Below are 12,676 nucleotides of genomic sequence, written 5' to 3'. Positions count from 1 at the left end.
GATAGCCGTACTCGACAGTGGGTGTCGTGCCGGACATCCTGACCTGAAAGATCGTAACCGACAATTGGCTGGTTTGCAGCTGCGGCACGATGTTGGCGAACGCCGTTGTCGTGCCCAGCGCGGCAAGTTCGGTGGCGCAGGTGCCCACCGGGTCGTCCGAGCAATCGGCATAGACGATTGCGTACTGGGTCGCGAGCCGGTTGGTGGCGTTATACACCTGAAACAGCCGACCGCATTCGACGACTCCCGCCATCATCATCACCAGGATCGGCACGATGAAGGCGAACTCGATCGCCGCCGTAGCGGAGCGGGAGCGGATGAAACGCAAAAGTCGCTCACGCATGGCTCAGGTGCCCTGCCGGCGCACCAGCGCGCTTGAATAGATCGTGTTCAACCCGCCGAGGCCCGGAGCCAGGGTGATGACGGTGGATTGGGCGCGCAAAACCAGCGTGCTGGTCGTCGATCCGTAGTCGACGGTCCCGTCGACGATCGGCACCGACACCGATGACAGGCTGGTCAGTTGCCTGATTTCGACCGCCAGGGTGGAATCGTTTGTTATCATCGCGCCGGCGCTGGTGACCACGCTGCTCTTCAGCGCCGCCGCACCGAGCAGTGTCGCGGTGGTGCCGGTGGTGAAGTTGGTGCGCAGCGTTTCGGCCGTCTTGGTCGTGCCGGTATCGAGCGCGGATTGCGCCATGTAGAAGATGCCGACCTGGGTGACCGCCATCAACAGGAAGAAGAACGGCGCCGCGACGATGGCGAATTCCACCGCCGAGGATGCGCGGCGATCGCGGATGAAGCGACCGATCAGCCCGGTCCGTTGGCCGCGACGTATCATGAGGCTATCATGGTGCAAGAGGATCGGCGGGAATGGTGAAGCCGGTGTAGGCGATGGTCGAGCCCGGCTGCGGCGAGGGCACCGGGAGGGTGACCGCGCCAGCCGGCGGGCTCGACATATAGGGACTGCCGACCGAGGTGATCCTGACGTCGTCGATCTGCCCGCCAAATACGTCTGCAGCACCGAGGGCCGCCAGCGTCAGCCAATAGTAGGCCGGCTTCTCGACGAAGACGTAGCTCGTTCGTGCTTGCGCCGTCGCAGCGTAACCACAGATATCGATCAATGGGTTGGACTGCGACGCATTGTAGCTGGTCAAGCTGACACCGTTGGGCGGGACTGTTGGCGTGGTCGTCGTTGTACCGTCTGGATTGGTATAGCTGGTGGCCGATCCCAGCGCGTTGCCGCTGTTCGGCGTGCTTGCCAGCTGGGCATGCGACATGAAGACGCCGACGGTATTGGTATCGTGCGTCAGCGTACCGTGGTTGACGCCAAGAACGCGATCCATGCCAGTGCTGCTGGCGGCCGACAGCGTTGATATGTTGGCGGCGGTGGGCGTCGATCCGCAATAGACGGCGCTGAGCGACGAGAACGTGACCTCGGAAACGTAGTCGTACTGGATCTTGTAGTAGCCCGGGACCAGCAGGAATGACTGGCTGATCAGGCTGTTGCTGGTATTGCTGCCGCCGTACCAGCCAAGTTCCACGCACTGTTTGCTTTGCGGGCATCCACTGACCCAGTACGGCAACTGGTTGATGGGCGCGTTGGACCATCCGTTGCCGGACACGTTCCAGAACGATGAACTCCCGTCGCTGTTATTGACGTTGCCATTGGTGTTGTAGTTCGATCCCGAATAGCTCGGGCTTTCGAAGGTATCCTCGAACAGCAGGCTGGAAGCCGCCCATGCCGTCGTGTAATTGTCCTGCACCGATCCGCTGCAGCTGAACCTGCAAAACAGGATATCGTCGAGCTGGCCGCCGTAGGAATCGTTGCCGCCATCGGCGGCAAAGCTCAGCCAGTAATAGCCGGCGGTGGTGACGTTGATCGTGACACTGCGCTGGATCCAGCTTTGCCCATAGAGACACATGTCGATCAAATTGCTGCCGGCCAGCTGCTCGGTGCCGTCGAGCGTGGTATGTTGCGGCGGCTGGTTGCTGGCGGGATTGAGATCGAAATAGACGTTGATCTGGTTGGTGCGGTAGGCCGTCGCCATCGAGCCCGACGCCGATGTCGAGGAGCTGTTGGCCCAGTTCAGATCGGTGGCGGAGGAGCCGCACAGATAGGTCGGGTCATAACTGGGGTAGCCGATGCGGGACGCATAAGCGTAGCGCAGTTCGTAAGTTCCGGCGGGAGCATAAACCAGCGTCGAGATTGAGCTGTTGCCCTTGGTGCCGCTGCCGTTGTCGCAATCGAGCTCGACCGAATAGTTGCCGTCGAATACGGTCGCCTCGTTTTTTCCGACAATGTCCTGCTCGAGACAATAACCTTCGACATGCCACTGGGTGCCGCCCGCTCCGGTGTAGCCGACGGCGGCGTTATATCCGGTCGGGGCCGAGATGACCGGGCCCGGCCACCCCACCGCGGAGCCCGTGGGCGAGTAATAGGTGACCGCTTTGCCGGTAGTGTTGGTCTCGAAGCTCTCCTGAATTACATCTTGCGAATTGCTGTCCGGCACGCGCTGCTGGACCGAACTCGGCGTGTCGTAGCAGTGCGCCTGGGCCTGAATCGGAACGGCCGTAAAGCCCGCGATCTGCATGAAAGTGGTCGGCACCGACGCCGACAGGCTGACATTCGCAGCCCCGCCCTGGGTATAGGTAAACGGCGTGCCGTTGGTCTGGGTCAGGCTGATGTTCTGGTTTTGCCAGGTGGCGGTGATGAAGTTTGTGACCTGGGAGGAGTAGGTTGCTCCGCCGCCGGTGCCGTTGTAGGAAGCGGTCGAGGTATCGACGATGGCCGGACGGCTGGCGTACTGGCAGGCCAGCGCGGCGACCTCCGACAGCTTTTGACGCGCCAGATAGGCCCGCGACAGATCGAGACCGGCGCCGACCCCGGTGAAGATCATGACGGCAGAGAGTCCGAAAATCAGTGCGATGTTGCCGCGCGTATCATTTCCGAACCGGCTCAGCGTCCGCAGCAACCGCCTGCATGCGGCATTGATATGCGTGTGGGTCAATGGACACTCTCTCATGCGTTATGCCGTATCGGGCTTTTCGAAACACTCAGCTCGCCAAGTGCGTTGCCGAGGCCGACTCTGCGGCCCAACAAACAGCTTCAATCGTCCTAACGCTCACACTGCGACGCAGGGATTTAATTAGATGTGTACGTAGTTCCGTAGAACTACCCGGCAAAGGCAAGGGCTTCGGCGCCCAGGCCCGCGGCGCTCGGCGAATTCCTGAGTCAAGGTATAAAATGGGTTCTCCGATAGCCGACGCCCGGCTGGAATCGCAAGTGGGCGCGAAGGCCGCGCGAAACCCGTTGCAATCAAAATCGCAAGGTCATCCCGACGTGGCTCGGCCGAAACCCCAGCCGCGCATAGAACCGCTGCGCATCGACGCGGCTGCGATGCGTGAACAGTTCGATCAGCCTGCAATCGCGGGCGCGGGCTTCGGAAACCGCCCATTGGACGAGCTGTTCCCCGATACCGCGGCCGCGCCAAGGGCTGGCGACGCGGACGTCTTCGATCAGGGCTCTCAAGGCGCCCTGCGAACTCAAGCCCGGCAGAATGCAAAGCTGCAGGCAGCCGACGACGGCGCCGGTATCGTCCTCCGCGACCACGAGCTGGATATGAAAAGCATGTTCGAGCACATCGAACGCCTGGAAATAGCACGGCGGCAGCGGGTCTTCGATGCGTTCGCGCGCGGCTCCGAGCGGATCGTCGGCCAGCATGCCGACGATGACGCCGACGTCCCCGCGGCGGGCGCGCCGGATCGTGACTGGGGAAATCGTCGCCATCACGGTGCCACTCAAGGCGCGGGCATCAGCCCGAGCGATCTTTCGGCCTCGCCGATCCAGCGCCGCAACGCGGCGTAGCCGTCGAGGTGAAAGCCGCCCTGATGCGCGAGCCGCGTATAGGCCAACAGCGCGACATCGGCGAGCGAAAAGCCATCGCCGACCAGAAATCGCGTCACGGCCAGCTGCTGCTCCATCCGCGCCAGCGCCGCATAGCCGCGCTTGATCTTGTCGGGATCGAGATCGGAGGCGGGCTTGCCGAGATAGACCATCTGGAAGCGGCATACCGCGATATAGGGTTCGTGGCTGTATTGTTCCCAGAACAGCCACTCGTCCATCTTCGCCGCCGCGAAGGGATCGGAGGGAATGAGATCGCTGCCACGGGCGAGGTATCGGATGATGGCATTGGATTGCGCCAGCGTCCGGCCGTCGTCGAATTCGACCACAGGCACCTGGCCGGCGCTGTTAAGCTTGAGAAAAGAGGCGGTGCGGGTCTCATGCTTGAGCGTGTCGACGCCGACCCAAATATAGGGCAGCTTCAGCCTGTCACAGACCCATTTTACTTTCTGGCAATTGCCCGAATTCCCGTCGCCGTAGATTTTCATGGTTCGCCCTCGCTCGCCGACGACAGGGCAGCAGAGCAAGACGATCCTGTCAACCGGAAGCGGCGTCGCGACCGATCAGAATTTATAGCCCAGACCAACGCGGGCGGTGTTGATGCTGGTGTCGATCGTATCGGTAAAGCGGATATATTCCCACTCGGCACGCATGAACAGCCCGCCGATCAGATTGACGTCGAAGCCGAGGCCTCCGGAATATCCATAGATCAGGTGACCATGCTGGGTTACTGACAAAGAAGGGGTGAAAATCGGAAGCGGGGAGACCGGCGGCGGGGAGCCGGCGAAGGTAGGGACATCCAGGATGGCGACCGTACGCGAAATGTCGGCGTCGCCGAGTGCAAAGCCACCAAACATATACGGCAGAAAACTTCCAAATGCGTAGCCGGCGCGTGCGCGGAGCGTTGCCATATCGCTGATGGCGATCGATGCGGTGGAGGTTGACAACACGTCGTGAGAATAGCCGTCCGACAATATCGCGATCCGCTCCTCGCTGCCGGAAGAGGAACCACCGAAATTGCCGTGCAGGTAACTTGCTTCAACGCCGATGACGACATCATCCCATTGTGAGTTATATCCAGCAAACCCGCCGAATCCCGACGAACGCGCCGAGGACTTCCCGAGGCCCGACGGCCATTGCGAAACATTCATCTCGTTTTCGATTGTCGTGTTGGCCAATATCTGCGCAACCATCGTGCCGGTCGCGCCTGAGAAATTCTCGTCGGACGAGCCGTAGCCGCCCTGGGCGCCGATGTAGTAGCCCTGCCAGTTCACCTTCGTCGTGGTCAGCCCGTCGGTGAAAGCGCCGCGCAGAATCGGAAGGTCGGGCATGTCGGCCGCGTGCGCGCCGGACACCGCGCCTAACATCACTGCCCCCAGCACAAACCTACGCATCGCGACGCTCCTGTCGACACCAACTTTAGGCGCTGATCATCGCCGGTTAACCTTAAGCAATCGTTCTCGGCGGCTCTGATCGGCATGATCTTGCCCGAAAGCCGCAAATCCACTGTTCGGAGTTCCTGCCGCGCGCGCACAAGCAAAACGGCGCGGGAAAACCCGCGCCGTCGCTAAAGCTCTGCTAGATCCGACGTGATCAGCCCTTGCGGATAATCGGCGGCGGAGGCGGCGGCAGATCGCAGCAGGTCCAGCGCACGCCGATCTTGAGATCCTGCGAAGTGATGTCGCGGAACTGGAACGTGGAAACACCGGTCGGCGTGCCATCGTAGAAGATGCCCTGGCCATGAACGGCCGTGCCCATGTCGAGATAGCGGTAGGCAAGCTCGACAGTGAAATTGTTGGTTACCTTGTAGGCGACACCGGCATGAGCCGCCCAGGCGAAGTTGGTCGTCGAAGCTCCGCTGGCGAAATAGGAGGACTGCGCGCCGTAGCTCGTGAAGCCGGAGTCCTGCAAGCCGCTGGTCTGGATGTGCGCTCCGCCGATGCCGGCACCGATGAAGGGAGTCAGGCACCACCAGGTTCCGAGGTCGGCATAGACGTTGACCAGTCCGACCCAGCTGGTGTACCCGCCGCTATAGACATCCGAGAGTGCGCCGCCGCCATTGGGGTAGATCGAATAATCGCTGCCGCTGAAGCTGACCCGGGAACGATATTCACCGGTGATATCGGCGCGGAGCCAGCTGTTGAATTGATAGCCGGCGCCGATCCCCCATAGTGTTCCGCCGCTGAAACCCTGGCCAAGCTGCTGGAGCGACGTTCCGGCCGGCAGCGTGTCATAGAGATTGTCATGCAGCTTGGTGAACGAGTTGGTCATTCCGATATCGCCGCGCAGGTACCAGCCGCCGAAATCCTGGGCCGGTGGCGGCGCATAATACGGCGCCGGCGCAACGCCCAGGTCCGCGGCGAAGGCTGCCGACGACAACAGTGAAACCGCTCCCGCGGCCAGGAAAGTCTTAACGCTACGCATCGGCTTCGTCCCTTTTGTCTGGTGAGGCAGACAGCGGAGGCCTCACATCAAAAACTCACAACCAGACGATGCCACGAAATGTTTAAGCGCCCCTTAACCCTAATATTTAAGGTTGATATTCTCTTGCGCGTCTAACGCCGAGTTAAACCCTCGCGGCCTGCCGAAGGCAGCCGCGGCGATGGCAATTAAGCTCATGGAGCTTCAATGTTTTCCGGGGTAAAGCAATTCGACGCCGCCCGGAATTTTCAACGATCGCGCGTCGCGGAATTTTGGCATCGCTGAAATCGACCGCAGCGGACACCGGCGCGGTCGCAGCATTTGCTAACAAGTTATTGACAGAATCCGGCGGGCTTCCGCGCGGCCGGTCCGTCTCAGCGCGCGCCTCTCGGCATCTTCGGCAAGAACACCGCGAGCAGCCCGATCGCGGGCAGCAGCGCGCAGACCTGATAGACGAAAGCGATGCCGGTGTGGTCGGCGATCTTGCCGAGCACCGCGGCGCCGAGACCGCCGATGCCGAAGGCGAAGCCGAAAAATACTCCGGAAATCATTCCGAAGCGGTGCGGCACCAGTTCCTGCGCGAACACGATGATCGACGACGTCGCCGACGACAGGATAAAGCCGATGAATACCGTCAGCACGGCGCTGGCGAACAGGCCGGAAAAGGGCAGCGCCAGCGTGAACGGCAGCGCGCCGAGGATCGAAAACCAGATCACATATTTGCGGCCGATCCGATCGCCCACCGGACCGCCGAAGAATGCCCCTGCGGCGTTCGCGGCAAGGAAAATAAAGAGATAGAGCTGCGCGGCCTGGGTCGAGACGCCGAACTTGTCGATCAAATAGAAGATGTAATAGCTCGACAGGCTCGAGACGTAGAGCTGCTTGGAAAACAACAGCGCCACCAGCACAACAAGCGCGATCTTGATCCGGCGTGAGCTTGGCGCGTCCGGATGCGCCAGGAGCGGCGCCATTTTTTTTCCTGTTGTCTGCGGCTTGTACCACTGCCCGATCCGCCACAGGATCATGATGGCCAGAAATGCAACGATAGAGAACCAGGCGATGCTGGGCTGGCCGAACGGCACAACGATCAATGCCGCGAGCAACGGCCCCATCGAGGTGCCGAAATTGCCGCCGACCTGAAACACCGACTGCGCGAAGCCGTAGCGTCCGCCCGAGGCCAGCCGTGCGATCCGTGCCGATTCCGGATGGAACACCGCCGAGCCCAGTCCGACCAGCGCCGCCGCCAGCAAAATGACAAGATATTGCTGCGCGACGCTGAGCAGCAGCAGACCGAAAAAGGTAAATCCCATGCCGATGGCGAGCGAAAACGGTTGGGCCTTGCGGTCGGTGAAGTGGCCGATCACCGGCTGCAGCAGCGAGGCGGTGAACTGGAACGCCAGCGTGATCAGTCCAAGCTGTGCGAAGTCGAGCGCATAGCTGGCCTTGAATATCGGATAGACCGACGGGATCAGCGACTGCATGGTGTCGTTGAGAAAATGCGACAGGCTGATGCCGCCCAACACGATATAGGCCGGCCCCGCGGCCGCGGCCGGCTTCGCCGACGGGGCGGACGTCACGTCCGGCACAGACACCGGCGCGACCATGGCTTGTTCGGAGATGGTGACGGGCTTGTTCAAAGTTGATTCTTCCGAAAACATTCGCGGGCGGCAGGCGCTTCCTACGACGGCGGCGCCGCGCCGACCAGCACCATTAGATAATGGCTGCGATGCGATTAGATGCGCCCGATCCGCCAAGGCATGACCGTGAACTCAGCCCCGGGGCGAAGGGGTTGGCGATGGACGCGCGGGTTCAGCAACAGGCCGCGTCACGCTGCAGCGGCATGACCGAGCGCGGAGACGATGCAATCGACCACGTCCTCCACCAGGGTGCGGTCGGGACCCTCGCCCATCACGCGGATCACCGGCTCGGTGCCGGAGGAGCGGACCAGGAGCCGGCCATGGCCGTTGAGCCGCTGTTCGCCGTCATGGATCGCCGTTTTGACCTCGGCGTCGTCGAGCGGCTTGCCGCTGCGGTAGCGCACGTTCTTGAGGATCTGCGGCAGCGGGTCGAAGCGATGGCAGACCTCCGATACCGGACGGCGAAGTCTTTGCACCACCGCGAGCACCTGCAGCGCGGCGACAAACCCGTCGCCCGTGGTGGCATAGTCCGACAATATGATGTGGCCCGAGGGCTCGCCGCCGAGATTGTAGCCGCCGCTCAGCATCTGCTCCAGCACGTAGCGATCGCCGACCGGCGTACGCAGGAGCTCAAGGCCTTGGCCCTCGAGAAAGCGTTCGAGGCCGAGATTCGACATCACGGTTGCGACAATCCCCGGCTTGGCGAGACGGCCGTCTTCCTTCCAGCTTTGCGCGATCACCGCAAGCAGCTGGTCGCCATCGACCAGGTGTCCACGCTCATCGACGAGGATGACGCGGTCGGCGTCGCCATCGAGCGCGATGCCGATGTCGGCGCGCATTTCGCGGACCTTGCGGCACAGCGCTTCCGGCGCGGTGGATCCGCATTCCTTGTTGATGTTGAAACCATCCGGATCGACGCCGATCGAAATGACGTCCGCGCCCAGTTCCCATAGCGCTTCAGGCACCACCTTGTAGGCTGCGCCGTTGGCGCAATCGACCACCACCCGCAAACCGTCGAGGCTGAGATCGCGCGGCAGCGTGCGCTTGGCGAACTCGATGTAGCGGTCATGGACGCCGTCGATGCGGCGGGCACGCCCGAGACTGGCGCTCTGCGCCAGACGCTTGTCGAGCGATTCGTCGAGCAACTGCTCGATCTGTTTCTCGACGTCATCGGAAAGCTTGAAACCCTGCGGACCGAACAGCTTGATGCCGTTGTCCTCGAACAGATTATGCGAGGCGGAAATCATCACGCCGAGATCGGCTCGCATCGACTTGGTCAGCATCGCCACTGCCGGCGTCGGCATCGGGCCGAGCAGCAGAACATCCATGCCGACCGAGGTGAAGCCGGCCACCATGGCGTATTCGATCATATAGCCGGAGAGCCGCGTATCCTTGCCGATGACGACGCGATGGCGATGCTCGCCGCGCTGAAATACCAGGCCGGCCGCCTGGCCGACCTTGAGCGCCAGTTCCGGCGTGATCAGAGCGTTGGCACGGCCCCTGATCCCGTCCGTACCGAAGAATTTGCGACTCATGTAGCCCCCAGACCTCTATCAAGGTTTCTCACAACCATCCGGCGAAGAAGCCTCGACGCACGCCAAATCCAGCATGAAGTCTGCTTATAATGCTTTCCGAGCAAAAAAGGCTTCAAAAAATATGATTAATCATTACCGACCACCAAACCGGGACCAACCTCTTAACCTATTGTTAACGCAAACATTATGCCAAGGGCCGCCCCCCGCGCCACGGCGCTAGTTCTTGCGCTTGATCTCATGGTCGGCTTTTGAAGGCGGCGGCTGGATGATGTTGACGGGGTCCGACCCGGGAAAGGTCTCCTCCAGTCCTTCTTCCAGGGCACGGTCCAGACGGCGCTTGGCGGCGCCTTCAGGTTCCTTGTTGGGATCCGAGCGTGGTCCGTTCATGGCTACCCTCCGGTTAGCGCCTGCTTCCGTAAGGCGATTTTGCCGACCCCCCAAGCGTGATAGATGAACAGCCATAACCGCAAAAACAAGAAGGGCTGGGACCGTCCATGAAACATATCACCTGCATCGATGACCTGCGCGAGGTCCATAGGCGGAAAGTGCCCAAGGCATTTTTCGATTACGCCGACCGCGGCTCCTATGCCGAGGAGACGCTGCGCGCCAATCGCGAGGACCTCCAGCACATCAAGTTTCGCCAGCGCATCCTGGTGGATATTTCATCGCGCGATCTCTCGACCACCATCATCGGCGAAAAGGCGAACCTGCCGCTGATCCTGGCCCCGGTCGGTTCGACCGGCATGCAATATGGCGATGGCGAAATCCACGCCTGCCGCGCCGCGCAGGCCGCCGGAATTCCCTACACCCTGAGCACGATGTCGATCAACTCGATCGAGGACGTCGCCGAAAATGTCGAAAAGCCGTTCTGGTTTCAGCTCTACGTCATGAAGGATCGCGGTTTCTGCAAGGCCCTGATCGAGCGCGCGATCGCCGCCAAGTGCAGCGCGCTGGTGTTGACCGTCGACCTGCAGGTGATCGGACAGCGGCATGCCGACATCAAGAACGGCCTGTCGGTGCCGCCGCAACTGCTCAGCCTGAAGAACGCGCTGGACTTCGCGACCAAGCCGGCCTGGGTGGCCGGCATCCTGCGCGGCAAGCGCCGGAATTTCGGCAATATCGCCGGCCACTTGGCAGGCGTGCAGGATCTTGCCTCGGTGTCGGGCTGGGTCGCCTCGCAGTTCGACCCGTCACTGAACTGGAAGGACGTCGACTGGATCCGCAGCATCTGGCCGGGCAAACTGATCGTCAAGGGCATCCTCGACGTCGAAGACGCCGAGCTCGCGGTGAAGACCGGCGCGCAGGCGCTGGTGGTCTCCAACCACGGCGGCCGGCAGCTCGACGGCGCGCCATCGTCGATCGAGGTACTGCCGGAGATATCCGATCAGGTCGGCTCGCAGATCGAGGTGCTGTTTGATGGCGGCATTCGCTCCGGCCAGGACGTGATGCGCGCGCTCGCGCTCGGCGCCAAATCCTGTATGATCGGCCGGGCCTATATTCACGGCCTCGGCGCCTTCGGCGGCCCCGGCGTCGCCAAGGCAATCGACATCATCCGCAACGAACTCAGCGTCACCATGGGCCTGTGCGGCGTCAACAGCATCGCCGAAATCGACGATCACGTGCTGGCGGTTTAGTATCGTTTTCGCGCAACGATACTCACGAACATCATCCCGAGGAGCGCGCTCCGGCGCGCGTCTCGAAGCATGGCAGCTTGTACGGCCATCCTCTGTGGCCATCCTTCGAGACGCGTCGCGGAGCCCGTCATCGGAGCGCTTTCGCGCGACCCGTAGACGATGCTCCCCTTGGGACGGATCGAACGTTGATGTCGATCTTGATTTTAGCTCTCGAAAGATGGACATTGAAACGAGTCCAGAGAGATCTTCTTGACTATGGAGTTTGCCCCGCGCCTCGACATCCTGCCGCCGCCGCAGCGCCGCGTCTGGGATGAGTTGGGTGCTGTCCCCAGGGAATTCGTGCTCTATGGTGGGACGGCCATTGCGCTGCATCTCGGACATCGTCAGTCCGCGGACTTTGATTTCTTCGGCAACAAGCCGCTCGATCCGGTGAAGCTCGTTCCCGCCGTTCCCTTTCTCGCTGGCGCGATTGTCACGCAGCGCGAGCCGAACACGTTCAGCTGCAGCGTTGATCGCGGTGGCTTGGTCAAACTGTCCTTTTTCGGGCTGCCGGAGATTCCTCGGCTAGCGCCGCCACTCATCGCGCCGGACAATGGCTTGCAAGTCGCTTCGCTTCTTGATCTAGGGGGGACAAAGGCTTCTGTGGTGCAGATGCGCGCCGAGGCGAAGGATTACATCGACATCGACGCCATATTGACGGATGGCCGTATCGACTTGCCCACGGCACTTGCCGCCGGTCTGGCGATATACGGGACGCAATTCAATCCGCAAAGCACGTTGAAGGCCCTTTCCTACTTTGAGGATGGCAACCTTCGCCGCCTCACCCGGCCGGTCAAGGATCGTTTGGCGAACGCCGCGCGCAACGTCGATCTTGATCGTTTGCCGGCGATTGCCGGGCCTGACCTTGGCGTCAATCCTGATCGCGGGCCTTCGCGATGAAGGGTATTCCTGTCACTCCTTACACCGAAGCGCTGGCACGGCGTCTTGTATGGTTCGAGGAGCCGCAAGAGGCTCTGTCTGACACGTTCCGCTTCGTCGCCTATGCCGTGGCGCGCGCCACGCATGAGGATATGAAACTATTGCGGAGTTTCTTGAGTGACGACGATTTGCGGGAGGCGCTCGATCATGCTCCGCCGGGGATCATCGATCCACGCTCTTGGGCTTACTGGAATTCTAAGCTGGGGCGGTATCCCGCTCCCCCCTTGCCAAAGCGCCAATTCGGATGAAGTGCGTAGCGTGGGCAAACAAAGGCGGCCATTGCGCCCTGCCCACCATTTCGGATGCAAAAAGATGGTGGGCACGCCATCGACCCGCACCGTCGCGCGACCCGTTGGCTCGGATGTCGGCGGTGTCCTCACATCGGCGGCGTGATACCGTCGCGGCCGACAGTAACGCGGTTGGCTTCCAGCGTGCCGTCCTCCTTCTTGAGCGCGCCGAAGATGATGATCTTGGCGCCCGGCTTCAGTTCTGACTTGTCGCCGACAACGAAGGTGACGATCGGGGTGCCCGGCGGCACCACGACTTTCTTCTCGCCTTCCTTGTATTTGA

At 61.6% G+C, this 12,676-nt stretch carries 12 protein-coding genes and 1 pseudogene; 2 read left to right on the top strand and 11 right to left on the bottom strand.

Annotated elements, in window-relative coordinates:
• The 10 genes from ABSG20_RS16985 to ABSG20_RS16940 form a co-directional block, all read right to left on the bottom strand.
• A partial coding sequence (locus ABSG20_RS16985) for a TadE/TadG family type IV pilus assembly protein (protein ID WP_423865671.1) occupies positions 1-343 on the bottom strand: 343 nt, incomplete at its 3' end.
• Between the two features lie 3 nt (positions 344-346).
• Positions 347-838 carry a TadE/TadG family type IV pilus assembly protein gene (locus ABSG20_RS16980; RefSeq protein WP_423865670.1) on the bottom strand — a complete coding sequence of 164 codons (492 nt, stop codon included), beginning with the start codon at positions 836-838 and terminating at the stop codon, positions 347-349.
• A gap of 7 nt (positions 839-845) precedes the next feature.
• A complete protein-coding gene (locus ABSG20_RS16975) occupies positions 846-3,008 on the bottom strand; it encodes a TadE/TadG family type IV pilus assembly protein (protein ID WP_423865669.1) in 2,163 nt (720 codons plus the stop codon).
• Positions 3,009-3,316: 308 nt separating this feature from the next.
• The gene (locus tag ABSG20_RS16970) at positions 3,317-3,787 is read right to left on the bottom strand and encodes a GNAT family N-acetyltransferase (protein WP_423865668.1); all 471 of its coding nucleotides are present in this window, start codon (positions 3,785-3,787) and stop codon (positions 3,317-3,319) included.
• Positions 3,788-3,798: 11 nt separating this feature from the next.
• On the bottom strand, positions 3,799-4,389 hold the full coding sequence (locus ABSG20_RS16965) for a glutathione S-transferase family protein (protein ID WP_423865667.1): 591 nt from the start codon (positions 4,387-4,389) through the stop codon (positions 3,799-3,801).
• Between the two features lie 75 nt (positions 4,390-4,464).
• Positions 4,465-5,295, bottom strand: a complete 831-nt coding sequence (locus ABSG20_RS16960; protein ID WP_423865666.1) for an outer membrane protein — start codon at positions 5,293-5,295, stop codon at positions 4,465-4,467.
• Between the two features lie 199 nt (positions 5,296-5,494).
• Positions 5,495-6,325 (bottom strand): outer membrane protein, encoded by an 831-nt coding sequence (locus ABSG20_RS16955; RefSeq protein ID WP_423865665.1) that lies wholly within the window; start codon positions 6,323-6,325, stop codon positions 5,495-5,497.
• 371 nt (positions 6,326-6,696) lie between these two features.
• Positions 6,697-7,959, bottom strand: a complete 1,263-nt coding sequence (locus tag ABSG20_RS16950; protein ID WP_423865664.1) for an MFS transporter — start codon at positions 7,957-7,959, stop codon at positions 6,697-6,699.
• 188 nt (positions 7,960-8,147) lie between these two features.
• Positions 8,148-9,494, bottom strand: coding sequence for a phosphoglucosamine mutase (gene glmM / locus ABSG20_RS16945; RefSeq protein ID WP_423865663.1), 1,347 nt, complete (start codon positions 9,492-9,494; stop codon positions 8,148-8,150).
• A 216-nt stretch (positions 9,495-9,710) separates the two neighbouring features.
• Positions 9,711-9,881, bottom strand: coding sequence for a hypothetical protein (locus ABSG20_RS16940; protein ID WP_423865662.1), 171 nt, complete (start codon positions 9,879-9,881; stop codon positions 9,711-9,713).
• 107 nt (positions 9,882-9,988) lie between these two features.
• Here ABSG20_RS16940 and ABSG20_RS16935 point away from each other — a divergent pair, with 107 nt between their 5' ends.
• Both ABSG20_RS16935 and ABSG20_RS16930 read left to right on the top strand, forming a co-directional pair.
• On the top strand, positions 9,989-11,128 hold the full coding sequence (locus ABSG20_RS16935; protein WP_423865661.1) for an alpha-hydroxy acid oxidase: 1,140 nt from the start codon (positions 9,989-9,991) through the stop codon (positions 11,126-11,128).
• A gap of 255 nt (positions 11,129-11,383) precedes the next feature.
• Positions 11,384-12,067 (top strand): nucleotidyl transferase AbiEii/AbiGii toxin family protein, encoded by a 684-nt coding sequence (locus ABSG20_RS16930; RefSeq protein ID WP_423865660.1) that lies wholly within the window; start codon positions 11,384-11,386, stop codon positions 12,065-12,067.
• A 415-nt stretch (positions 12,068-12,482) separates the two neighbouring features.
• Here ABSG20_RS16930 and ABSG20_RS16925 read toward each other — a convergent pair.
• Positions 12,483-12,676, bottom strand: a pseudogene (locus tag ABSG20_RS16925) (hypothetical protein); the annotation flags it as partial.

Source organism: Bradyrhizobium sp., from assembly GCF_049512235.1.
Taxonomy (GTDB): domain Bacteria; phylum Pseudomonadota; class Alphaproteobacteria; order Rhizobiales; family Xanthobacteraceae; genus Bradyrhizobium.
This window is presented reverse-complemented; position numbering and strand designations above follow the sequence as displayed.